This is a genomic window from Pseudonocardia sp. MH-G8 (assembly GCF_002262885.1).
Lineage (GTDB): Bacteria > Actinomycetota > Actinomycetes > Mycobacteriales > Pseudonocardiaceae > Pseudonocardia.
Map to the genome: position 1 here is coordinate 35386 of NZ_NKYF01000043.1, position 22015 is coordinate 57400.

Annotated in this window: 22 protein-coding genes; 16 read left to right on the top strand and 6 right to left on the bottom strand. The window is 71.0% G+C overall.

Going from position 1 to position 22015, the window contains the following annotated elements:
* The first annotated feature begins 15 nt into the window (after positions 1 to 15).
* Entirely contained in the window at positions 16 to 942 is a 927-nt protein-coding gene (locus CFP66_RS44515; protein ID WP_094931436.1) for an AraC family transcriptional regulator, read from the top strand.
* A gap of 64 nt (positions 943 to 1006) precedes the next feature.
* Here the strand turns inward: CFP66_RS44515 and CFP66_RS44520 are convergent, their stop codons facing one another.
* The gene (locus CFP66_RS44520; protein WP_094931437.1) at positions 1007 to 1186 is read right to left on the bottom strand and encodes a hypothetical protein; all 180 of its coding nucleotides are present in this window, start codon (positions 1184 to 1186) and stop codon (positions 1007 to 1009) included.
* A 230-nt stretch (positions 1187 to 1416) separates the two neighbouring features.
* Here CFP66_RS44520 and CFP66_RS44525 point away from each other — a divergent pair, with 230 nt between their 5' ends.
* Positions 1417 to 2004: a GNAT family N-acetyltransferase gene (locus tag CFP66_RS44525; protein WP_094931438.1), complete on the top strand. Its 588-nt coding sequence runs from the start codon at positions 1417 to 1419 to the stop codon at positions 2002 to 2004.
* Positions 2005 to 2217: 213 nt separating this feature from the next.
* On the opposite strand, the gene CFP66_RS44530 is transcribed toward CFP66_RS44525, so the two are convergent.
* Positions 2218 to 2967 carry an IclR family transcriptional regulator gene (locus CFP66_RS44530; RefSeq protein ID WP_094931439.1) on the bottom strand — a complete coding sequence of 250 codons (750 nt, stop codon included), beginning with the start codon at positions 2965 to 2967 and terminating at the stop codon, positions 2218 to 2220.
* 176 nt (positions 2968 to 3143) lie between these two features.
* Here CFP66_RS44530 and CFP66_RS44535 point away from each other — a divergent pair, with 176 nt between their 5' ends.
* From CFP66_RS44535 to CFP66_RS44560, 6 genes are read left to right on the top strand one after another with little or no spacing between them, the layout of a single operon-like run.
* On the top strand, positions 3144 to 4028 hold the full coding sequence (locus tag CFP66_RS44535; protein ID WP_094931440.1) for a DUF6282 family protein: 885 nt from the start codon (positions 3144 to 3146) through the stop codon (positions 4026 to 4028).
* Positions 4028 to 4933, top strand: a complete 906-nt coding sequence (locus tag CFP66_RS44540) for a hypothetical protein (protein WP_094931441.1) — start codon at positions 4028 to 4030, stop codon at positions 4931 to 4933. Before CFP66_RS44535 ends, CFP66_RS44540 begins: the two co-directional genes overlap by 1 nt.
* Complete coding sequence (locus tag CFP66_RS44545) at positions 4930 to 5673, top strand: HpcH/HpaI aldolase/citrate lyase family protein (RefSeq protein WP_233160246.1); 744 nt, start codon at positions 4930 to 4932, stop codon at positions 5671 to 5673. Before CFP66_RS44540 ends, CFP66_RS44545 begins: the two co-directional genes overlap by 4 nt.
* Positions 5674 to 5702: 29 nt before the next feature.
* On the top strand, positions 5703 to 7058 hold the full coding sequence (locus CFP66_RS44550; protein ID WP_094931442.1) for an MFS transporter: 1356 nt from the start codon (positions 5703 to 5705) through the stop codon (positions 7056 to 7058).
* Positions 7058 to 8044 carry a cyclase family protein gene (locus tag CFP66_RS44555; RefSeq protein WP_094931443.1) on the top strand — a complete coding sequence of 329 codons (987 nt, stop codon included), beginning with the start codon at positions 7058 to 7060 and terminating at the stop codon, positions 8042 to 8044. Before CFP66_RS44550 ends, CFP66_RS44555 begins: the two co-directional genes overlap by 1 nt.
* The gene (locus CFP66_RS44560) at positions 8044 to 8970 is read left to right on the top strand and encodes an LLM class flavin-dependent oxidoreductase (protein WP_143517609.1); all 927 of its coding nucleotides are present in this window, start codon (positions 8044 to 8046) and stop codon (positions 8968 to 8970) included. The genes CFP66_RS44555 and CFP66_RS44560 overlap by 1 nt, the downstream gene beginning before the upstream one ends.
* A 193-nt stretch (positions 8971 to 9163) precedes the next feature.
* Here CFP66_RS44560 and CFP66_RS44565 read toward each other — a convergent pair whose 3' ends face one another.
* A complete protein-coding gene (locus CFP66_RS44565; RefSeq protein ID WP_094931445.1) occupies positions 9164 to 9883 on the bottom strand; it encodes a nitroreductase family protein in 720 nt (239 codons plus the stop codon).
* Positions 9884 to 9978: 95 nt separating this feature from the next.
* Here CFP66_RS44565 and CFP66_RS44570 point away from each other — a divergent pair, with 95 nt between their 5' ends.
* Positions 9979 to 10569, top strand: a complete 591-nt coding sequence (locus CFP66_RS44570) for a TetR/AcrR family transcriptional regulator (RefSeq protein ID WP_233160247.1) — start codon at positions 9979 to 9981, stop codon at positions 10567 to 10569.
* A gap of 94 nt (positions 10570 to 10663) precedes the next feature.
* On the opposite strand, the gene CFP66_RS44575 is transcribed toward CFP66_RS44570, so the two are convergent.
* A complete protein-coding gene (locus CFP66_RS44575; RefSeq protein WP_094931447.1) occupies positions 10664 to 11578 on the bottom strand; it encodes an alpha/beta hydrolase in 915 nt (304 codons plus the stop codon).
* A gap of 108 nt (positions 11579 to 11686) precedes the next feature.
* Here CFP66_RS44575 and CFP66_RS44580 point away from each other — a divergent pair, with 108 nt between their 5' ends.
* Positions 11687 to 12103 (top strand): MarR family winged helix-turn-helix transcriptional regulator, encoded by a 417-nt coding sequence (locus CFP66_RS44580; RefSeq protein WP_094931448.1) that lies wholly within the window; start codon positions 11687 to 11689, stop codon positions 12101 to 12103.
* Positions 12104 to 12219: 116 nt separating this feature from the next.
* Here CFP66_RS44580 and CFP66_RS44585 read toward each other — a convergent pair whose 3' ends face one another.
* Complete coding sequence (locus CFP66_RS44585) at positions 12220 to 13059, bottom strand: helix-turn-helix transcriptional regulator (protein WP_094931449.1); 840 nt, start codon at positions 13057 to 13059, stop codon at positions 12220 to 12222.
* A gap of 97 nt (positions 13060 to 13156) precedes the next feature.
* On the opposite strand from CFP66_RS44585, the gene CFP66_RS44590 reads away from it, so the two are divergent.
* From CFP66_RS44590 to CFP66_RS44595, 3 genes are all read left to right on the top strand, one after another.
* Positions 13157 to 13825: an SDR family NAD(P)-dependent oxidoreductase gene (locus CFP66_RS44590; RefSeq protein ID WP_369805286.1), complete on the top strand. Its 669-nt coding sequence runs from the start codon at positions 13157 to 13159 to the stop codon at positions 13823 to 13825.
* The gene (locus CFP66_RS50565) at positions 13740 to 13919 is read left to right on the top strand and encodes an SDR family oxidoreductase (RefSeq protein ID WP_369805287.1); all 180 of its coding nucleotides are present in this window, start codon (positions 13740 to 13742) and stop codon (positions 13917 to 13919) included. The genes CFP66_RS44590 and CFP66_RS50565 overlap by 86 nt, the downstream gene beginning before the upstream one ends.
* Before the next feature lie 266 nt (positions 13920 to 14185).
* Positions 14186 to 16933 carry an AAA family ATPase gene (locus CFP66_RS44595; protein WP_094931450.1) on the top strand — a complete coding sequence of 916 codons (2748 nt, stop codon included), beginning with the start codon at positions 14186 to 14188 and terminating at the stop codon, positions 16931 to 16933.
* Here the strand turns inward: CFP66_RS44595 and CFP66_RS49725 are convergent.
* Complete coding sequence (locus tag CFP66_RS49725; RefSeq protein ID WP_233160248.1) at positions 16893 to 17441, bottom strand: S9 family peptidase; 549 nt, start codon at positions 17439 to 17441, stop codon at positions 16893 to 16895. The two genes, CFP66_RS44595 and CFP66_RS49725, sit on opposite strands and share 41 nt — an antisense overlap.
* 194 nt (positions 17442 to 17635) lie before the next feature.
* Here CFP66_RS49725 and CFP66_RS50570 point away from each other — a divergent pair, with 194 nt between their 5' ends.
* The 3 genes from CFP66_RS50570 to CFP66_RS44615 form a co-directional block, all read left to right on the top strand.
* Positions 17636 to 19180, top strand: coding sequence for an SDR family NAD(P)-dependent oxidoreductase (locus CFP66_RS50570; RefSeq protein WP_369805288.1), 1545 nt, complete (start codon positions 17636 to 17638; stop codon positions 19178 to 19180).
* Between the two features lie 121 nt (positions 19181 to 19301).
* Positions 19302 to 21245, top strand: a complete 1944-nt coding sequence (locus tag CFP66_RS44610; RefSeq protein WP_094931451.1) for a S9 family peptidase — start codon at positions 19302 to 19304, stop codon at positions 21243 to 21245.
* Between the two features lie 492 nt (positions 21246 to 21737).
* Positions 21738 to 22015 (top strand): orotidine 5'-phosphate decarboxylase / HUMPS family protein (locus CFP66_RS44615; RefSeq protein ID WP_198962116.1); only part of this gene is annotated, 278 nt, incomplete at its 3' end.

Below are 22015 nucleotides of genomic sequence, written 5' to 3' on the forward strand. Positions count from 1 at the left end.
TTGGCGAGCGTCCGCATGACCGATCCCCTGGCCGATGTGATCGGCCTGCTGCACCCGCGCGTCGTTCTCTGGAAACAGATCGAGGGCTCCGGGCGGTGGGTGCTGCGATTCGAGGCCAACCCCGACGTCAACTTCGGTGTGGTCACCACCGGCCACTGCTGGCTGCAGTGCGAGGGAGGCCCGGTCGGGCTCGCGAAGGGAGACTTCCTGCTGCTGTCGGGCCCGCCTGCCTTCACCTTCAGCAGTGACATCGGCGAGGCCTCCGGCGGGGACGTCGTCGACGCGGATCGGACACTGGCCGGCAGCCAGGACAACCACCTGAGACTGGGCAGCGAAGGAGGGCCGGCGGTGCAGTTGCTCGCCGGGCACTTCGCGATCGAGCCGGAGAACGCCGATCTCCTGCTGGATCTGCTGCCGACCGTGGTCCACCTGCGTGCGGGCACCGACGGCGCCGGGCGGATCGCGAGCCTGCTCGAGCTGATCGGCGACGAGGCCGGCGCGGGCCGGCCCGGTGCTTCGTTGGTGCTGACCCGGCTCGTCGAAGTGATGCTGGTGGAGGCGCTGCGCAGCGCTCCGGCGGCGTTGGAGCAACCCCCAGCCAGCCTTCTGGCAGGCCTGGGCGACCCCCCGGTGGCGGCTGCCCTGCAGGCGATCCACGCGAACGTCGCCCGGCCCTGGACAGTGGCCGGCCTGGCGGCCGAGGCACGGGTCTCACGATCGGTCCTGGCCGAGCGGTTCGTTCGGCGCGTGGGCCTGACGCCGATCGAGTACCTGCTGTCCTGGCGGATGGCCATGGCTAAAAGCGCTCTGCGGCAGGGGGATCAGCCGATCGCCGAGATCGCCCGGAAGGTTGGTTACGGCTCGACCAGTGCCTTCAGTACCGCGTTTTCCCGTGTTACCGGATCGGCTCCCGGCCGGTATGCCCGCCAGGGGGTGGTATGAGGCCTGATGTCCGATTCTTCGTTTCGTGCGGGAGAAGCGGGCAGGTCGTGGCGACATCGGTCGACTACGGCCGAGGCTGGGTGAACAGGTCTGGATCGGTCTCGGCCAGGAACCCGCGGCCGGCCAGCCGCTTGCGCTCGAGGCGGACATTGTTGATGTTGTTGGGCGAGAGCGCGTTGACCTGCTCCAGCCGCGACCCGTGATGACCCGGCTGCCCGCCAGGGTGTGCGGCCGCTGCGTCCACGCAGCGACTTCGGAGCTGGTTTCGCCAGCCCGTCCATGCCCGGCGACTTCGGGGAGTTGTGCGAGTTCAGGCTGAGCCCGCAACGACGAGGCCAGATGCGGTGAGCTGGACCGCCTCACGAGTTCACGCCGACGGTCACTGGTTCGATCTCAGTATCGCCCACCCAGGTGGTTCGGACGGGAGCTGCCGACATGAGTGCCGATCCGAGATGCATACAGTATACTGTCCTGATGACCGACGCCTGGAAGCATCGTCCGACGTTGTCCGGTGACCGGGTCCGGCTCGAGCCACTGGACGCCGAGCACGCCCAGGGACTCTTCGATGCGGGCTCCGATCCGGAGATCTGGACGTGGCTCGCCGTGCGCCGACCGATCGACGTCGAGGGAATGCACGCAATCATCGACAAGTCCCTCGCCGACAAATCCCGGCTTGCGTGGGCACAGGTGGACGCGACCACGGGGGAAGTGGCCGGGACGACGTCCTTTTACCAAATCGATTCGAGCCATCGGATTCTGTCGATCGGTCACACCTGGATCGGTAAGCGCTGGCAGCGCACACCGCTCAACAGCGAGGCGAAGCTGCTGATGCTGCGCCACGCCTTCGAGGCGCTCGGAGCCAACCGGGTGTCGCTCGAGACCGACATCCGCAACGAGGCGTCGCAGCGCGCGAACGAACGACTCGGCGCTCAGCGAGAGGGTGTGCTGCGGGCCCACCGAGTCCGCCCCGACGGCACGCTGCGCGACACGGTGGTCTACTCCGTGATCACGCAGGAGTGGCCCGCCGTAGAGGAGAAGCTGGTGGAGCGCCTCTCCCGATAGTCGTCGCGATTTCCTGGACGGGACACACGACGTGACCGGTGGTGCGAACCCTGACCCGGCTCTTGCCAGGGCGGTCCTGGAACTGGTCGCTCGCCGGCCGCGCCGGCAGGTGCCCATCCAGGACGTGCCCTGGTAGGCGGCGACCTGGTCGCGCAGGGAGGTTGTCCGGTGGCAACGGCCGCTCCGGTGAGGGGAAGTTGAAGTCGAGCGTGATCAGGGTGTGAAGCCCAGTGCCGACGAGAGACGGTCGGCGGTGTCGCGGAGCGCGAGTACCTTGCCGGCGTTCAGGTCGGAGGACAGCGTGTGCACGGTGCCGATGATCGCGACGGTGGCCACGACCATCCCCTCGTGGTCGAGGACCGGCGCTGCGATGACGCGCACGCCCACGTTGATCGTGTCGCTGATGGCCACACCTGATCGCCGCACGTCGTCGATCCGCCGGCGGATCCGCTCGGCCTGGGGCTCGTCGAGCTGGTCGAGGAGCGGGTCGACGCGGTCGGTCCGGTAGGCGAGGAAGACGGCCGCCTGCGCGGCGTCGAGGTTCAGGGTGCGACCGACCCGGATCGAGATGTTGAGGACGCGGTTCTCGGGTTCGTGGCAGCGCACGACGACCGGGCTGCGGCCGGCCCAGACGCTGAGCACGGCGGTCTCCTCTGCCACGTCCGCCAGGTCGCGTAGGTAGGGGTCGGCGATCTCGACCACCCCGAAGCCGTTGAGCGCCAAGGTCCCCACGTGTGCGAGAAGGGGGCCCAGGCTGTACCCGCGGTCGCCGTCCCGCTCGAGGAAGCCCGCGTTCGCGAGCGACGCCAGGTAGCGGTGGGCGGTGGTGCGCCCGACGCCGAGCTCGGAAGCCACCTGCGTCACCCGCACGGTGCGGTTCTCGAAGGAGAACATCCGCACCACCTGCGCGCACCGGGCGACCACCTGGATGTCGGCACCACCGGTGTCGGTTGCCTCGGTCATGTCGCTCCTATCCGTTGTTCCGTATCGTGGACGCCTAGTCCGTTCATTGTCCACTATGAGGGCGAACGGCTCCGAGACGACGCCATTCTGTGTGATCTGAGCGTCGCATCGTGGTCCTCATGTCCGTCAGACGCTACAACTGGTTCCGAAGAGCTAGAGAGACGAGGAGCCTGCCAATGACGGCGATCGCTGACATCCTCTGGGGGTCCGTCGACCTCCACGTGCACTCCGGGCCGAGCCCGTTCCCCCGTCGCTTCACCCACGCCGAGGCCGCCCGTGACGCGGGCGAACGGCTGGGGATGCGGGGGATCCTGTGCAAGTCGCACCACCACAACACGGTGATGGACCTCCTGTCGATGAAGGACCAGCTTGCCGGGTTGAGCTGCCGCGCCTTCGGCGGGATCGCGATGAACAACCAGGTCGGCGGCGTCAACCCGTTCGCGGTCGAGATGTCGCTGCGCATGGGGGGCAAGGCGGTCTGGCTGCCGACCTTCTCCTCGGGCAGGCACATCGACTGCCACCCGGAAGGCACCGGCTTCCCCACGGCGACGGTCGAGCTGCGCAACGTCGAGGTGTCCATCCGAAGGGAGGACGGCCGCCTGCTCGACGAGTTGCACGACGTCTTGGGCCTCGTCGCCGAGAGCAGCGCGTTGCTCTCCGGCGGGCACATGGACCCGGACAGCATCGAGGAGGTCTTCACCGAGGCGAAGGCGCGTGGCATCCGAAGGCTGGTCGTCAGCCACCCGAACTTCGTGATCGGGGCCGAGCCGGAGCAGGCCCGCCGGATCGTGGAGCTCGGGTCGTACATGGAGCACGAGGTGTCCATGTACGACCCGAAGGGCACGAAGCAGTGGGACCCGCAGATCCTCAAGGACTGGATCGACGCGATCGGCCCGGAGCACACCGTGCTGGCGTCCGACCTGGGGCAGGCCAATCGGGAGCTACCCGTCGACGCGTTCCTGCGGGTCGGCGAGATCCTGCTCGACCTCGGCGTCGAGGAGAAGGACCTGCAGCGCATGACCCGCGACAACCCGGCCTTCCTCCTGGGGTTGGAGGACTGATGGCGTACGCGTCGAGCGATCCGCGCTCGCAGCTCGCCACCGCCGAACGGCGGGCGGGCGACGAGGGCATCGCCGCCCCGGAGTTCGCGGACTTCACCGCCGCCCCGCCCGCCGAGGTGAGCGACCTCGGCTCGCGCACCTGGTTCGTGCGGGCGCAGAACGCTGTGCTCGCCTACACCGACGCGGTGGCGGGCGAGGTCCTCGAGCGCACCGGTGACACCGACGAGTACGTGGTGCTGCTTCCGCACGAGACCTCCGCCGCCGGCGTCCGTGCGGGCGGCGCGGAGGTGCAGCTGGCCGGTCAGGGCCTGGTCGTCGTGCCGCCGGGGAACAGCGAGGTGGTGGCGGGGGCCGCCACGCACCTGGTGCGGTTGTTCCGGCCGGACGCCCCCGGGGTGGCGGCACTGGCCGGCAACGCCGCGTCGTACGCCGAGCCGCACCCGCGGGTGGCCGTCGAGGACCGCTGGCCCGCCCCGGTGGACGGCGACCGGCTGCGCGTCTACCCGGTCGGGGAGATCGGGCGCAGCCCCGACCGCTTCGGCCGGATCTTCCGGACCCGCTCGTTCATGGTCAACTTCCTCTACCCGCACCAGGGCCCGCGTGACCCCGAGAAGCTCTCGCCCCACCACCACGACGACTTCGAGCAGATCTCGCTCGCGGTGCGCGGGGAGTTCACCCACCACATCCGCACGCCGTGGACGACCGCCCGCTCCCGCTGGCGCGAGGACGTCCACGAGACCCTCCCCAGCCCGTCGGTGGCGGTGATCCCGCCTCCTACGGTGCACACCAGCGAGGCCGTGGGTGCCGGGCTCAACCAGCTGGTCGACATCTTCGCCCCGCCGCGGCGCGACTTCTCGGCCAGACCGGGCTGGGTGCTCAACGCCGACGAGTACCCCGCGCCGTGAGTGGCGCGCTGCGGGCACCGGCGCTCGGGACGTGGGTGAAGCTGAGCTCCGCGACCACCGTCGAGATCATGGCCCACGCCGGCTTCGACTTCGTGGTGGTCGACCTCGAGCACACCCTGCTCGACCTCGGAACCACCCAGACGATGATCTCGTTGGCCCGCGCGTCCGGGGTGCTGCCGTTGGTGCGGGTGCCCGACCACACCGCGTCGACGATCCAGCGGGTGCTCGACGCGGGCGCCGCGGGTGTCCTCGTGCCGCACGTGGACACCGCGGAGCAGGCCGACGCCGTGGTCCGCGCGTGCCGGTTCCCGCCGCACGGCACCCGCGGAGCGGGTTCCACCGGCCCCGCGGGCCGGTGGGGTCAGCTGCCCCGGGCGGAGTACGTGCGGCACGGCAACGAACAGGTGCTCTGCATCCCACAGTTGGAGAGCGGCCAGGCGATCCGGGAAGCCGGCCGGATCGCCGCCGTGCCGGGCGTCGACGCCGTGTTCCTCGGCGCTGCCGACCTGGCGATGGACGTCGGCACCGGTGACGTGGCCGACCTGCTGGCCGCCGCGCGCGCCGCCGCCCGGGAGGCGGGCGTGCCGGTCGGCTCCGCCGCCGCCTCCGCTCCGGCGGCGAGTTCGGCCCTCCACGCGGGCGACGCCTTCGTCGTCTGCTCCAACGACGCGTCGATGCTGGCCGCCGCCGCGGTCGACACCGTCGCCGCCGTCCGCCGCGCGTCCGCGGCCACCTCCTAACCCTTCTCCGAGCAGACTGGAGCTACTCCATGAGCGCCTCCCCGACGACGACGTCGTGGAACCAGCAGCGTCGAACCCTGATCCCCGCGGCCGTCGTCGGCACCGTCCTCGAGTGGTACGACATGTTCGTCTACGCGCAGGCGGCGTCGCTGATCTTCGCGACGATCTTCTTCCCGTCGTTCTCCGGTTCCGCGGGCACGCTGGCCGCCCTCGCGACCTTCGGCGCCGGGTACATCGCCCGGCCGGTGGGTGCGATCGTGTTCGGCCACATCGGCGACAAGTTCGGCCGCAAGACCGCACTGAGCCTCACCCTGGTCATGATGGGCGTGTGCAGCACGCTGATCGGTGTGCTGCCGACCTACGAGTCGGTGGGGATCCTCGCCCCGATCCTGCTGGTCGTGCTCCGGTTGCTGCAGGGCCTCGGCTCGGGCGCGGAGTTCGCAGGCTCGTTCGTGATGGTCGCGGAGTTCGCCCCGGCGAACCGGCGCGGGTACTGGGCGTCGCTGCCCGGCACCGGCGTGTACGGCGGCATCATCCTGGCCACGATCGTCGGCCTCACGGTGTTCCAGCTGCCGGACGAGCAGCTCTACAGCTGGGGCTGGCGACTGCCCTTCCTGGTCAGCTTCGTGCTGGTCATCATCGGCGTGGTCATGCGGCTGCGGCTGTCGGAGTCACCGGTGTTCAAGGACCTGAGGGAGCGCAAGGAGTCGCACAGCATCCCGTTCGTCGCGATCTTCCGGAAGTCCCCGAGGACCCTGTTCCTCGCGATCCTGCTCACCGCACCGATCGCCTTCAACGCCCACGTCAGCTCCACCTACTCGCTCACGTTCGGGGTCGAGCAGGGGGTGAGCCGCACCGGCGTCCTCCTCGGCTCCCTGCTGGGCGCGATCGCCGCGTTCCTCCTGGTCCCGGTGGCCGGGCGGCTGTCGGACCGGTACGGGCGCCGTCCGATATACATGATCATGACAGGGCTCGGCGCCGTGGGAAGCATCCCGTACTTCATGCTGATCCTGGCCGGCACCGACGTCTCCTTCTGGGCCGCGCACGTGCTGATCATGGCGCCGTTCACCCAGGCGCTGACCGGCGCGCAGGCCGCATTCCTCACCGAGCTCTTCGAGCCCCGGCACCGCTACACCGGTGTGGCGCTGTCCCGTGAGATCAGCACCGCACTGCTCGCCTCGATCGCCCCCGTCACGGCCCTGGGTCTGATCACCGCGGCGGGCGGGCGGCCCTGGCTGCTGGCGGCCTTCATGTCGGTGCTCAGCCTGGCCGCGTTCACCGCTGCATACTTCCTCCCCGAGACCAGGGGCAAGGACATGCTGGCCGAGGACCCCGACGACGCCGGCGCACCCCCAGCGGAACGCGCCGAAGGGATGGTGCCCTGATGGTCCCGACGTACGACGAGCTGCTCGCCCGCACCGACGCCCCCGCGGGCTCGGCGTGGGGCCTCTGGGGCGCCGACGACCAGCTGGGCATGCTCAACTTCCTCACCCCGGACCGGGTCGTCCGCGCGGCAGGACTGGTCCGCAGCGGAACGCGGTTCAACCTGGACTTCCCGGTGAACGCGTTCGAGCCCTACCCGTCCGGCACCCGTCATCCGGCGCAGCACCACACGTTCGCGAACAACCCGTACCACCGCGACGACTGGGTGGACTCCTTCTACATGCAGTCGTCGTCCCAGATCGACTCCCTGCGCCACATCGGGCACCCCGAACACGGCTTCTACGGTGGCCGGGCGAAGGAGGAGATCACCGACGCCGGAGACACCCTGGGGATCCAGAACTACGCGCAGGCCGGGATCGTGGGCCGCGGAGTGCTGCTCGACGTCGACCGGTACCTCGCGGAGCAGGGCAGGCCGTTGCAGCTCAACGACCCGACGGCGTTCGACGCCGACCTCCTCGACGCCGTCGCCGACGCCCAGGGCGTCCGGCTCGAGGAGGGGGACCTGCTGCTGATCCGCACCGGCTGGGCCGGGCGCTACCTGGCGCTGACGGCGCAGGAGCGTGCAGCGCTGAACTCCGCCCGCTCCACGCCCGGGCTCGCCCAGACCGAGGCGGTGGTCCGCTGGTTGTGGGACCACCGGGTCGCGATGGTCGCCGCGGACAACACCGGCGTCGAACGCTTCCCCGCGCAGGACTCCGACTTCGTCGTCGACGGGCTCCCGAAGCCCGAACGCGGCCCCGACCACAACGGGATGATCCACCGACCGCTGATCGCCCTGCTCGGCATGGCGATGGGCGAGCTGTGGGCGCTGGACGAGCTGGCGGCCGACTGCGCTGCGGACGGGCGCTACGAGTTCCTGCTCACAGCGTCCCCGCTCAACCTGGCCGGCGGCGCCGGCTCGCCGAGCAATGCGATCGCGATCAAGTGATGCGCGTCGGGCTGGCCCTGGACCTGGGCAGTGACATGGCAGCGGGACCCGTCGCCGCCCAGGTCCGGGCGGCGCAGCCACTGCTGCGGGCCGCCGAGGCGGCCGGGTTCGACTCGGTGTGGCTCGGCGAGAGCTACCACCCGCGACCGGAGTCGTTCCACCTGCCGTCGCCGCTGATGGTGCTCGCGCACCTGGCCGCCCGCACCACGCTCGGGCTCGGGACCGGGGTGCTGCTCGCCCGTGCACAGCACCCGGACCGGCTGGCGGTGGAGGCCGCGCTGCTCGACCAGCTCAGCGACGGCCGGCTCACGCTCGGGATCGGGCTGGGCGGCGACGCGCTGCGCGGTGCGTTCGGCGGCCCGGATCTGCCTGGCGGCCGAATGCTCGACGAGCTGCTCATCCGGTTGAGCGAGCTCTGGCGGCGTCCCGAGGTGGTTCCGGGTCCGCATCGACCGGGAGGCCCACCGGTGCTGGTCGGCGGGCGGGGGCCGGCGGCCGTCCGGCGGGCGCTCGAGCTCGGCGAAGGCTGGTACGGCGCCACGAACTACTCGAACCGGCTGGTGGTGGCACAGGCCGCGGCGTACCGGGCCGCGGGCGGCACGGGCGAGGTCGCGGTGAACCGGCTGTGCGTCATCCACGCCGACGACGACGGGCGAGTCGACCGGCACCTCGATCGGGTCCGCGCCTACTACCGCGACCGGGCCGCATGGGACATCGGGCGCGACGCAGGGGACTCCGAACCGGTCCTGGTCGGCGGCCCCGACGAGGTGCGGGACGGGCTGGAGCGCCTCCGCGACGCGGGCGTGAGCAGCGTGCAGCTGCGCGTGGCCTCGCTCGGCGTCCCCGCCGACGTGGCGCTGCAGACCGTCGAGGCGATCGGCGACCGCGTCCTGCCGGCACTCGCACCGACAGCGCCCGGCATCTGAACGAAGGAACAAAGCCGCCAAGAGTGCTTCCTCAGGTCCACCTTCCGCGCCCGAAAGGCACGCACCAGGGTAGGGAAGAACCTCACCAACTTCCTGCCCACGATCAGCGCGCGCCGTCCGTCCGGGTAACGGGAGACTGTGACGTCCGGATCTGTGGGAGCCCAGGGGTGAGATTCCCCTGCATCACCCGACCTCAGCGGTGGAACCGCGTCGTGGTGGGCAGGGGCTCGCGGCCCGCGGCGATCGTGTTGACCGGCGCGTCGGTGACGGCGTAGCCGAACGAGATGCCGAACAGCAGCTTCCCGCCGCGGATGCCGAGGACATCCCGGACGGTGTCGGCGTAGAAGCTCAGTAGGCCCTGCGGGCAGCTTGCCACGCCGTGGGCGGTCAGCGCGAGCAGCAAGGTCTGCCCGTACATGCCGACGTCGGCGGCCAGCCGGGCCTCTGCCGTGTCCGGCGCGAACAGCATCGCGACGTGCGGGGCGCCGTAGAAACGCAGACTCTCGGCGTCGTATGCGGCGCGCTTGTCGTGGTCGTCCAGGCCGATGTCGAGCGCGCCGTAGAGCGCGGCGCCGAAGGCGGCACGGCGACGCTGGTGCACCGGCGTGTAGATCTCCTCGCTGTACGGGAAGTCGACCGACATCCTTCCGGTGCGGTTCGCGTCCACCAGTGCGTCCGCGAGTGCGTCGCGCCGGGCGCCGCTGACCACCTCGACCTGCCACGGTTGCGCGTTGGAGTTCGACGGGGCGGCTGCGGCCAGATCGAAGACGGCGCGAAGTGTCGCTTCCGGAACCGGTGTCGGGCGGAACGCCCGGGTGGCGCGGCGACCCCGGATCAGCTGCGTCGCGTACCCGGCGAGATCACGGGGCGGGGCGTCGCCCGCGGCGACCTCGGACAGCGCTGGACCACGCATGGTGGATCCTCCTCGGTGAAGTATACGGTGACGTTTACATGGGTGACCCTAGTGGGAGCCTGTCCTCATGTAAACGATCGCGTACACTTCGCCGCGTGGGGAACGGAGGATCCCGGAGGCCGGGACGCGGTGGCCGGGAGCGGGTGCTCGCCGCGGCGCGCACGCTGTTCGCGACCCGGGGGATCAACGCGACGACCATGGAGGACGTGGCCGCGCAGGCGCCGGTGTCGAAGCGGACGCTGTACGCGCACTTCCCGACCAAGGACGACCTCGTCCTGGCTCAGCTCCGTGCTCTGGCGGAGACCGGGGACACTCTGCACGCGGTACTCACCAGAGAGGACATCCCCGCCCGCGATCGGCTGCTGGCGATGTTCGACATCCCTGCGCCGGCCGCCGGCCCGGTGCGTGGCTGCCCCTTCGTGGACGCTGCCGCGGAGTTCCCCGACCCCGACAGTGCTGCCCACTCCTACGCGCGCACGCAGAAACTGCTCATGCTTCGCTTGGTGTTCGATCTGGTCACCGAACTCGGCGTCGTCCAACCCGAGGTCCTCGCCCAGCAGCTGGTCACTCTGGCCGACGGGGCCGCGAGTCGCGCGATGGTCCTGGACGATGCCGGCTACGGGTGCCACGCGCGCGCGGCCGCCACGACCCTCATCGAGCACGCGGAGAGAAGGTCCACCGAGTAGGTGGTTGCGGGCAACGCTGACGCCGGTACGCGAGAGCACGCCTTCCATGCCACATGGCAGAACTGGGCGCCCCGGCGAGCAACGCGAGGTGGGCTCACAGGTTGTCCGAGTAGAAGGTGGCGAGCCGGTCGATGGCGGCGTCGACGTACTCGGGCTCGTCGTACATCTCGTAGTGGCCGGCGCCCTCGATCACCATGAGATCGACGGGGTTGGGTGCCAGTTTCCACAGCTGCATGCCGGACTCGTAGGAGCCGGTGTTGCCGATGCGTCCGGCGAGGATGACCTGCAGCGGCTGGGTCATGAGCTGATCGACCAGGTGATACGCGTCGTACCCCAGCAACAGCGAGTCGCCACGCGAGAGGCGGCGGTTCGTCGAGTGCTCGTTCCGGCCCCGCTCGGTGCGGTAGAACGTGATCGCCTGAGTCGTGTCGATGTCGGTCAGTCCGGCGGCGGCGGCGTCTTCGAGGGTGTCGGGCAGCCAGTTCGCGCGGGTCAGTTCACCGGTGCGGGTTTCCTCGATGCGCGCGTCGGCCATGGTGTCGAGCGCGGCCGCCGGGCCGTCCGGCTGGAAGCTGCGGAACGCCGTGCCGATGTCGCTGGGGGCGACCGTGCCGACCGCCTTGATGCGGTGGTCCGTGCGGGCGGTGTGGACGGCATAGCCGCCGCCGGCGCAGACGCCGAGGACGCCGATGCGCTCCGGGTCGATGCCGGGGATCGTGCTGAGGGTGTCGATCGCGTAGGAGATGTCCTCGCCGCGCCGGTAGGGGTCTTCGAGGTCGCGGGGCTCACCGCCGCTCTGGCCCTGATGGGCGGGGTCGAACACGAGCGCCGCGATGCCCCGGGCGGCGAGACGGGATGCGTAGTTCGCGCCGATCTGCTCCTTCACACTACTGCCGGGCGTGGAGAGCACCACGGCGCGCAGCGGTGCCGCTTCGTCGATGTCGTCGGGCAGGTGGAGGTCGGCCGCGAGCTCGATCGGCCCGCGCGGGATCGTGATGTGCTGAAGCACCTGAGCGCCCCTCTTGCGTAAGGTTGTTCGGTAGCTGGCCAGTCCGAGGTGTGCACTAGTACATCATCGAACTAGTTTAGAACGGTATCATCTGGACGAGGGGGTCGTGTGTCGGTTGACGCCGCGCAGCTGTGGACGCTGAACCATCGCCTGCTGACCGTCGTGATGGACGCCTGCAGTGCCGAACTGGCAGAACTCGGGCTCGAGACGAAGGAGTTCTTCGTGCTGGCCGAGGTCACCGCGTCGCCGTACCCGGCCGAGCTCGCGGCGACGCTGCTGATCCCCAAGGCGAGCGTGACGGTCTACGTGCGCAACCTCGTCGCGAAGGGGTTCATGCGCCGCGAGATCGACGACGCGGACCTGCGGCGGCACCGGCTCGTGCTGACCGCCCAGGGTGAGGCGGCGCGGGACCGTGCGCTCGCGGCGCTTGCGACGGAGTTCGACCGCAGGCTGGCGAGGGTTGCGCCTCGCGATCGCACCGAGCTGCAGCGGATCCTCCTGGATTTGCTCGAGCCCGCGCAGTAGCGCACCTCCATGAGGGGGGACAATCGCAAGACTCACGAGTTCCGTAAGGCCGCCAGCGCGGCCCTTGCTTACCTACGACCGATCGCTGAACCCGCGGTAGGCGACGTGTTCGAAGGTCATTCGGCGACCCCCATTCGCTGCGTGCCGATCACGGACAGCAGGCGAATTGCGGTCTCGTCCGGGGTCCCGGGCTCCGCGGTCATCAGCACGACACGCTGGTCGCGGTCGGGGACGCCGAGCATGTCGCTGTGCAGGCGGATCGTGCCGATCGCGGGGTGGATGAACGTCTTGATCTGATGACGCCGCTCGATGACCTCGCTCGTGTTCCAGAGCCGGATGAACTCGAGGCTGCCCCTGCGCAGGTCGCGGACGAGTTGCTGGGTGGGTGCGTCGTCCGGGTAGCGCGCAGCCGTTGCGCGTAGGTGCCCGACGGCCAGCCGGCCGAGGTGGCCGTCCTCGACCATGCCGTGTGTGGGGTCGGGGTGGAGGAAATGGCGGCGAAGTGTGTTGCGCTCGCGGGGCGGGAGGGCCGAGAAGTCCTCGATCAAAGCGGCGGCAAGCGGGTTCCAGGCCAGCACGTCGTACTTGGCGTCGAGCACCAGGACCGCGGTGTCGCGCAGCCGGGCGATCAGCTCGTGGATGTGCTCCGGCACGTCGGAAGGTGGGCCGGGCGGGGCGCTGAACGCCTCCCCGGCGAGAGCGAAGAGGTGCCGGCGCTGGGCGTCGTCAAGGCGCAGCGCGCGGGCCAGCGATCCGAGGACGGCGCGCGAGGGTAGCGAGCCGCGGCCCTGCTCGAGCCGGGTGTAGTGCTGGGCGGAGACATGTGCCAATGCGGCTACTTCCTCGCGGCGCAGCCCGGGGGTACGACGCGGTCCGGCGGCCGGCAGGCCGATGCTTGCGGGGTCCAGCCGCTCGCGGTGCAGACGGAGGAATGCACCGAGCTGGTGTCGATCCACGCCCCATGGTCGCTCGGTGGCCGAAGGTCGGCAACGGATCAGGGGGGGTACGGGCTGGGCCTGTCATCCGTCTCCGGTGCCGGCGACGCTCTGGGACATGAGCGGATTGCTGAACGGGAAGGTCGCCTTCGTCACCGGGGCGAGCAGAGGTATCGGTGCGGCCGCTGCCCGCCTGTTCTCCCGCGAGGGCGCCACGGTTGTGCTGTGTGCCCGTAGTGAGCACGCGCTGAAGGAGCAGGCCGAACAGATCGTCGCGACCGGGGCGATGGCGTCGTACGTGGTCGCGGATCTCGGTGAGGCGGCGGAGATCGAGCGGGCCATCGGCACCGTCGTCGACCGGTACGGCCGGTTGGACGTGGCGTTCAACAACGCTGGGGTCCTCTCGGCCCCGGCGTTTCTGGCGGACACCCCCGAGGCGGAGTTCGACCTGCTGACGCAGGTCGACTACAAGGCGGTCTATTTCGCCACGGCCGCGGAGGTGCGGGCGATGCGAGAGACGGCGGGTGGTGGTGCGGTCGTCAATAACAGCAGCGTGAGCAGCCTGGCCGGATATGCCGACATGCCTGCCTACGCAGCGGCGAAGCGTGCGGTGAACGCGCTCAGCGCGAGCGCGGCCATTGCTTACGGCCCGATCCGGAATCCGGATCAATGCCATCGCCTCGGGTCTGACTCTGACCGAGATGGTGAGCGGCTGGGAGGACGCGGACCCGGGAGTGGTCGATCGGATCTCGGCCGGAATACCGTTGCGCCGTGTCGCGCGGCCTGAGGAGATCGCGGAAGCGGCGGCCTGGCTACTGTCCGATCGCGCGTCGTTCGTCACCGGTGCGGTCGTTCCGGTGACCGGCGGGGCCAACATCTGAGAGGCACGTTCGATCCCCGACAGGCGCACCCGGACGCGATCGGCATCGCGCCATGTGCGGGTTCGCATCGGTGAGAATCACCGCAATCGACCCCGAGAGCATCTTCCGCAAGCTGGGCATCAGCTCCCGCCGGCAGCTGCGGGACCTGCGGCTTCCCTGATCGGCCGGCAGCACGCGGTCCTGCCGGGCAGCGGCGTAGGGGCACGGCGAACCTGTACGCTGCCAGCGGCTAAGGCTAGGGAGCGGCGTCCCGAGAGGACCGGACGATGCTGGTGGGCCGGCGCGTCGAGTTCGGGGCGGTCGAACGCCTGCTTGCCCGGGCTCAGGACGGGCACAGCGGGGTGCTGGTGGTGCGCGGGGAGGCCGGTATCGGCAAGACCGCCGTGTTGCAGCACGTTCGTCGGTCGGCCGTCGCGGCCGGGTTCCGGGTCGAGGACGCGGTGGGGGCGGAGGCCGAGGCGGAGTTCGCGTTTGCGGGCCTGCATCAGCTTTGCGCCCCGTTGCTGGCGCGGGCGGCGGCGCTGCCCGAGCCGCAGCAGGCCGCGCTCGGGGTGGCGTTCGGGCTGCGCGAGGGTGTCGTGCCGGACCGGTTCCTGGTGGGGCTGGCGGTGTTGAGCCTGCTGGCAGAGGTGGCCGAGGACCGGCCGCTGCTGTGCGTGGTGGACGATGCGCAGTGGCTGGACCAGGAGTCCGCGCAGGTGCTGGCGTTCGTGGCGCGCCGGGTGGCAGCCGAACGGATCGTGCTGATGGTGGGGTTGCGTGACGCCGGCGACGGCGCCGCCCAGCTGTTCGTCGGGTTGCCCGAGATGCGTCTGGGCGGACTCGGCGACAGCGACGCGCGGGCGCTGCTCGCCGCCGCTCTCCGCACACCACTGGATGACGGGGTGCGCGACCGGATCCTGGCCGAGGCGCGCGGCAACCCCCTGGGGCTGCTGGAGCTGCCCCGGGGCGCCCGGCCCGCGGAGCTGGGGGGCGGGTTCGACGTGCCGGACGTGGGCGTGCCGCGGCGGATCGAGGAGAGCTTCGCGCTGCGCTCGGGCAGCCTGCCGCCCGAGACGCAAGCGTTGTTGCTGGTGGCCGCAGCCGAGCCGACCGGCGACGCAGCGCTGCTGTGGAGCGCGGCCACGGACCTGGGGATCACCCGGGACGCGGCCTCGCTCGCGGAAGCCGCAGGGCTGCTGACCGTCGACGCCCGGGTGCGGTTCCGGCATCCGCTCGTGCGCTCGGCCGTGTACCGGGCTGCCACGCCACCGGATCTCCGCCGCGTCCACGCCGCGCTGGCTGCCGCGACCGACCCGCAGCGTGCTCCCGACTGGCGGGCCTGGCACCGCGGGCGGGCGGTGCTGGGCACCGACGAGGAGGTCGCTGCGGAGCTGGAGCGCTCGGCCGGGCGAGCGCTGGCCCGCGGCGGGTTGGCCGCCGCAGCCGCGTTCCTGCAGCAAGCGGCCGCGTTGACTCCTGATCCTGCGCACCGTGCCGGTCGGGCCCTCGAGGCCGCGCACGCCAAGCACGATGCCGGTGCTTTCGAGACCGCCGTGGAGTTGCTGACGGTCGCCGCGGCCGGGCCACTGGACGCTCTCCAAGGCGCCCGGCTCGAGCTGCTGCGCGCCCAGATCGCGTTCAACCGGACGCGCGGCAGCGAGGTGCCGGGGATGCTGCTGGACGCGGCCAAGACGCTCGCCCCGCTCGACGCTGCGCTGTCGCGCGAGACCTACCTGCACGCGCTCGACACGGCCCTCATCACCGGCGGCCTCGGAGACGGCCGCGGTATGGCGGAGGTGGCCGAAGCCGCCCGGGTCGCACCCGCGCCACCCGGCCCGCCGGGGCCTGCCGATGTGCTGTTCGACGGGCTGACGACGATCTACACGCAGGGATTCGCGGCCGGCGTGCCAGAACTGCGCCGCGCGCTCGAGGCCTTCTGCGCCGACGATCCCTCCGCCGAGGCCGCGGGCGACGGCGGCACCCGCCGCTGGCTGTGGTTGGCCAGCCGTACCGCGCTGACGCTGTTCGACGACGAACTGCTCCACGTGCTGGCCCACCGGAACGTTCGGCTCGCGCGCGAAGCCGGCGCGCTGGCCACGCTCCCCGCCGCGCTGCTGTTCCTGTCGGCCGAAGCGGTGCTCGCCGGCGAGCTGGCCCAGGCCACCGAGCTGATCGCCGAGGCGACTGCCATCAACCAGGTGACCGGGGGTGTGTCGCTGCGCTTCGGCCGGCTGGTGCTGGCTGCCTGGCAGGGTCGCGAGGCCGAGACCGCCGAGATCCACGCCGCTGCCGTCCGGGAGGCGACCGCCCGCGGGAACGGTGCCGAGGTCGCACTGGCGCAACTCGCGTGGGCGGTGCTCCACAACGGTCTGGGCAACTACGCGGCGGCGCTGGACGCCGCGGAGGGGGCGTGCGAGTCTCTCGACCCACCGCACGTCAACCCGGCCCTCCCCGAGCTCGTCGAGGCTGCCTCCCGTGCCGCGCAGCCCGAGCGCGCGGCCGCCGGGCTGGTGGAGCTCGACGTGCGGGCCCGCGCCAGCGGTACCCGGTGGGCGCTCGGGCTGGCGGCGCGCTCGCGCGCGCTGGTCAGCGCCGGGCCCACCGCGGAGGAGCACTACCGGGAGGCGATCGAGCTGCTGCGAGGCTGTCGGATGCGCGTCTACCTGGCCCGCACGCACCTCGTCTACGGCGAGTGGTTGCGTCGCGAGGGCCGCCGTCTTGCCGCTCGCGACCAGCTCCGTACCGCGCACGAGATGCTGTCGGAGATGGGCGTGGGGGCGTTCGCCGCGCGTGCCGCGCGTGAGCTGCGGGCCACCGGTGAGCGTCCGCGCAGCCGGTCTGCGCGGCCGTCGGATGCGCTGACCGCGCAGGAGTTGCAGATCGCGCGGTTGGTGGCCACGGGGGCGACGTCTCGGGAGGTGGGTGCGCAGCTGTTCCTGAGTCCGCGCACGGTCGAGGCGCATCTGCGCAGCATCTTCCGCAAGCTGGGCATTACCTCCCGCCGGCAGCTGCGGGACCTGCAGCTCCCCTGACCGGACCCAGGGTCAGGCCTCTGCCGTGGTGCGTCCGCCCAGGTGGCGGGCGAGGAAGCGCTCCAGGGTGCGGTAGAGCTCGATGTTGCTGTCGGACGATGCGTGCGCTGAGGTCGACGAGGTCGGACATGCCGGTGTAGCTGATCGCGGCGGCGAACCGGTGCGGGGTGAAGGCGGCCCCGACGAGTGCGGCGTAGCCGCCGTAGGAGCTGCCGTAGATCGCGACCCGGTTGCGGTCGGTGTAGCCCTGGTTGATGGCCCAGTTCAGGGCGTCGATGACGTCGTCGTGCATGCGGCCGGCGAACTGGCCGATCGCGGCTTGGGTGTGGGCCTTGCCGTAGCCGGTGGAGCCGCGGAAGTCGACCTGCAGCACGGCGTAGCCGCGGTTGGCCAGCAGTTGCACCTCCGGGTCGTAGCCCCAGCTGTCGCGGTACCAGGGGCCGCCGTGCAGCAGGACGACGGTCGGCAGGTCGCGGTGCTCCGTCCCGATCGCAGGGTCAGGTGACACGGTAGGTCGAGGCCGTCGCGGGCGGTGATGGTGATGGGGGTGACCGGGGCCAGTCGGGCCGGGTCCAGGTGCGGGTAGGGGCGGAACAGTTGCCGGGCGGTGCCGGTGGTGTGGTCGTAGGACCAGGTGACGCGGGGGTCGCGGTCGTGGGTGAAGTCCACGACCCAGCGTTGCGCTCCTGCGTCGCAGGAGACGTGGGCCAGGTCGCCGTCGGACAGTTCGGCCAGCCGGGGGAGGACCTCGGCGAAGCGCGGGTCGAGGGCGTGGATCTTCTGGCGGGCACCGAGGTAGCGCGCGCCGAGCAGCTCTCCGTCGCCGGGGTGCACGATCAGCGAGGAGGGGAAGCGCTGGTCGGCCTCGGGCCGCGGGGTGTCGAGGTCGAACACCGGGTGGCTGTCGACCCCGATCTGCTCGCCGGTGTCGAGGTCGACCCGGACCAGTCGGGTTCGGTCCGAACCTCGCGCCGACCCGATCCACAGTCCCGCTCCGTCCGGGGTCGGGACGGAGGGGGAGACGCCGAAGGGGTGGTCGAGCCCGGAGAACCGGCTGATCAGGCGGGGCGCGCCGGCGTTCCAGTCGCACAGCAGGTGCGTGCCGTCGTCGGCCTGGCTGAAGGTGAGGATGCGTCCCTCGGCCGTGCGCAACCAGGAGAGGACGTCGCCCGGGTTCTCGGAGAGCACGGTCAGCCGGGCGGTGTCGAGGTCGAGCTCGTAGAGGTCGGCTACGTCGGGACGGCGCGCGTTGAGCTGGACGAGCACCGTCCCGGGCCTGTCCGCGCAGAGCTGGGTCCCGAACACACGCGCCCCCCGGATCGGTGTCAGGTCGACCGCCGCCTCCCCGGGGCGGGTCAGGGCCGGGACGTGGCCCGGCCGGCGAATCGCGGTGTCCCATACGTGACTTCTACCGACGCGAAGTGCCTTCGGCGCCACGAGTCTGAGACGAGAGGTGTCGAACAGATCGGCATCGGGAGTGATGGAGACACCGGCATGGGACAGTTCGAAGGCAAGACGTCGGTGGTCACCGGGGGCAGCACCGGTATCGGCCTGGCCAGCGCCGTACGGCTGGCGGACGAGGGCGCGTACGTGTTCGTCACCGGGCGACGCGAGGCCGAGTTGGAGGCCGCCGTCAAGACCATCGGTGCGGACCGGGCGACGGGAGTGGCCGGCGACATCTCCGAAGTGGCCGACCTGGACCGGCTCTACGACGCGGTCCGGGCGCGAGGCAAGGGCGTGGACGTGCTGGTGGCGAACGCGGCGGTCGGTGCGTTCGTGACGCTGGAGCAGACGACCGAGGAGCACTTCGACCAGACCTTCGGGGTCAACGTCCGCGGCACGTTGTTCACCGTGCAGAAGGCGTTGCCGCTGCTCAACGACGGAGCTTCGATCGTCCTGGTCGGTTCGACCGCCGGCGACCGTGGTGTGGAGGCGTTCGGCGCGTACGCGGCGTCGAAGGCGGCCGTCCGGTCCTTCGCGCGGACGTGGTCCAACGAGCTCAAGGGTCGTGGCATCCGGGTCAACGTGGTCTCGCCGGCGTGGATCGAGACTCCTGGGGGCACCGCCGCTTTCGGTGACGAGGAGACCGCTCGGGCCGTCAAGGAGAATGTCGCCGCCACCGTGGCGAAGGGCCGCATGGGCCGTGCTGATGAGGCGGCCGCAGTCGTGGCCTTCCTGGCCTCGGAGCAGAGCAGCTACGTCGTCGGCGCGAACCTCTACGTCGACGGTGGAGCGAACCAGATCTGAGCAGGCACCACACGCTGCGGTGGTCGTGGCCCGCGGCTTGACCATGACGCAACGGCACGGTGTGCGATACGGATCTCGCGGGCCTCGCCTGCTCTGCCCGCCGCCCTACGGAAGGACAGACATGACCGCCTCGGACACGCAGCCGAGACTCATCGAGGTCGAGGAGTTCTTCGCCGACCCCGGGTTCATCGTGCCCACCATCTCCCCGGACGGCACCCGTATCGCGTACCTCGCGCCGTACCGGGGGCGGCGCAACATCTGGGTCCGTGGCGTGGACCAGACCCACGACGACGCCGTCCCGGTCACCTCCGACACCCGCCGCGGGATCACCACCTACTACTGGACCGACGACCCGCGGTGGCTGCTCTACCTGCAGGACACCGACGGCAACGAGGACTGGCACCTGCACCGCGTCGACCTGGACGGGAGGGTGGGGGACGACCCGGAGCCGGCCGTCGACCTGACCCCGATGGGAGCGGGCTCGCGGGTGTTCGCCGTCGAGCAGCTGCCGTCGGTGCCCGGCGGCGTGCTGGCCTGGATGAACCCCCGGGTCGAGCGCATCGAGGTCTTCCGCGTCGACGTCGCCTCCGGTGAGGCCGTGCTCCACCACGAGGAGCCCGATCCGCTGGCCGAGACCCTGCTCGACCGCCAGGGCCGTCCCGCGTTCCGGATCGCCACGGACGAGGACGGGACGGTCGTCATCTCTGGCATCGACCGTGCGAGCGGGGCCGCCCGGCCGCTGCAGCGGATGGGCGGGGCCGAGTACCCGCTGGGCGTGCAACCGCAGCTGGTCACCCCGAGCGGCGACGGCCTGCTCGTCGGTTCCTTCTCCGGCGGCGATGACCTGCGGCTGGTCCGCATCGACCGCGAGACCGGCGAGGAGACCGTCGTCGCGGGCGTGCCGGACCGGAGCCTGGACAACTTCGGCATCCTGGCCCCCGGGGTCCTGCCGCCCGCGGTGTACACCCACCGCGGCACGGGCGAGCCGATCGCCGCCCGGTTCGTCGCCGACCGCACGCACATCGAGGTGCTGGACCCGGCGTTCGCGCCGGTGTACGCCGAGCTGGCGGCGCTGTCCGACGGGGTGCTCGGCACGCTGTCCTCCGACGTGTCCGGTCGACGGTGGATCGCCACGTTCATCCACGACCGCGAGCCGGGTGTGAGCTGGTTCTACGACCACGCCACCGGCGAGAAGCGCCGCCTGTTCCAGCCCTTCCCGGACCTGGACCCCGCCGACCTGGCTCCGATGGAGCCGGTGCGCTTCCCCGCCCGGGACCGGCTCGAGCTGCCCGGCTACCTCACCCTGCCGAACGGTGTGGCGCCGCGGAACCTGCCGATGGTGCTGCTGGTGCACGGCGGCCCGTGGTCCCAGGATCCCTGGATCTACAACCCCGAGGTGCAGCTGCTGGCCAACCGAGGCTACGCGGTGCTGCAGGTCAACTTCCGCGGCTCCACCGGGTACGGGCGCCGCCACCTGACCGCGGCCGTCGGCGAGTTCGGCCGGGCCATGCAGACCGACCTCGTCGACGCCGTCGGGTGGGCGATCGCGCAGGGCTACGCCGACCCCGCCCGGGTCGGCATCTTCGGTGTCTCCTACGGCGGGTACGCCGCGCTGGTCGGGGTCACCACCACCCCCGACCTGTTCGCCGCCGCGGTCGACTACGTGGGTGTCTCCGACCTCGTCACCGCCGTGCGGGCCCTGCCGCCGTTCACCCGTCGCTACAACGCCAACAGCTGGTACCGCTACGTCGGTGACCCGGACGTGCCCGAGCAGGAGGCCGACATGCGCGCCCGCTCGCCGATCACCATGACCGACCGGATCCGGACCCCGCTGCTGGTCGCCCAGGGCGCCAACGACGTCCGCGTGCCGCAGGCACAGTCCGACCGCATCGTCGCGTCGCTGCGCGAGCGCGGCGTCCCGGTGGAGTACCTGCTCGCCGAGGACGAAGGCCACGGCTTCGAGAACGAGGAGAATCGGCTCCGGTTGTACCGGGCCGTCGAACGCCACCTCGCCCGGCACCTGGGCGGGCGGCGCGGCACGACGTCCGACGAGGACGCGGCATGACCCGGGCCGCGACCGGCAGAGCGATGCCCGACTTCACCGGGCTGCGTGCGATGTACATCAACTGCACCCGGTGGGTGACCTCGGCCAGCAGACCGAAGGGCTGAGGATTCCCGTTCACGTGACCACCACCCAGCCTCGGCCGGTGGCGTCATCGAGGAACGAGAGGACGTCGTTCCCGGAGGTCGGTCGCCTCGAACTCGGTCAGCCGAGCCCGTGTGCATTCGCTCGTTGAACGGGTGCAGGTGGTGGTACACCTTCTTCGCCCACGCCCGGACCTGCAACAGCACGCGAACAACCGGTGCCGGGCGCAGGACGAACGGCGACCATCCGGTCACCAACGGTCCGCGACCGCGCTCCGGTACCGGCCGGCGGCTATTCGGGGTGTGGATGGGGGATTGGTTTTCCTCATGTGCTGGGGTGTTGCCGGGTTCGGCCGGGCGGGGTGAGGGTTGTGGGGACCGAGCTGATCTCGTGGCCCTGAGGAGAATTGTCGTGCAGTTGCAGGTGGCGTTGGATGTGTTGGATCTTCCGTCGGCGTTGAGCCTGGCGGATCAGGTGGCCGAGCATGTGGACATCCTGGAGTTGGGGACGCCGTTGGTGAAGTCGGCGGGTATCGCGGCGGTGTCTGCGGTGAAGGCGGCGCATCCGGACAAGTTGGTGTTTGCGGATCTGAAGACTGCGGATGCTGGTGAGTTGGAGGCGGGGATGGCGTTCGAGGCGGGTGCGGATCTGGTGACGGTGATGGGTGCCGTGGACGACGACACGGTGCG

What these genes read in the sequence shown, in the direction of transcription:
- CFP66_RS44535 (WP_094931440.1), top strand. Translation starts at nt 3,144, where the DNA reads ATGACGGCGATCGCTGACATCCTCTGGGGGTCCGTCGACCTCCACGTG.
- CFP66_RS44515 (WP_094931436.1), top strand. Translation starts at nt 16, where the DNA reads ATGACCGATCCCCTGGCCGATGTGATCGGCCTGCTGCACCCGCGCGTC.
- CFP66_RS44525 (WP_094931438.1), top strand. Translation starts at nt 1,417, where the DNA reads ATGACCGACGCCTGGAAGCATCGTCCGACGTTGTCCGGTGACCGGGTC.
- CFP66_RS44595 (WP_094931450.1), top strand. Translation starts at nt 14,186, where the DNA reads ATGCTGGTGGGCCGGCGCGTCGAGTTCGGGGCGGTCGAACGCCTGCTT.
- CFP66_RS44555 (WP_094931443.1), top strand. Translation starts at nt 7,058, where the DNA reads ATGGTCCCGACGTACGACGAGCTGCTCGCCCGCACCGACGCCCCCGCG.
- CFP66_RS44610 (WP_094931451.1), top strand. Translation starts at nt 19,302, where the DNA reads ATGACCGCCTCGGACACGCAGCCGAGACTCATCGAGGTCGAGGAGTTC.
- CFP66_RS44550 (WP_094931442.1), top strand. Translation starts at nt 5,703, where the DNA reads ATGAGCGCCTCCCCGACGACGACGTCGTGGAACCAGCAGCGTCGAACC.
- CFP66_RS44540 (WP_094931441.1), top strand. Translation starts at nt 4,028, where the DNA reads ATGGCGTACGCGTCGAGCGATCCGCGCTCGCAGCTCGCCACCGCCGAA.
- CFP66_RS50565 (WP_369805287.1), top strand. Translation starts at nt 13,740, where the DNA reads ATGGTGAGCGGCTGGGAGGACGCGGACCCGGGAGTGGTCGATCGGATC.
- CFP66_RS44560 (WP_143517609.1), top strand. Translation starts at nt 8,044, where the DNA reads ATGCGCGTCGGGCTGGCCCTGGACCTGGGCAGTGACATGGCAGCGGGA.
- CFP66_RS44565 (WP_094931445.1), bottom strand. Translation starts at nt 9,883, where the DNA reads ATGCGTGGTCCAGCGCTGTCCGAGGTCGCCGCGGGCGACGCCCCGCCC.
- CFP66_RS44590 (WP_369805286.1), top strand. Translation starts at nt 13,157, where the DNA reads ATGAGCGGATTGCTGAACGGGAAGGTCGCCTTCGTCACCGGGGCGAGC.
- CFP66_RS44530 (WP_094931439.1), bottom strand. Translation starts at nt 2,967, where the DNA reads ATGACCGAGGCAACCGACACCGGTGGTGCCGACATCCAGGTGGTCGCC.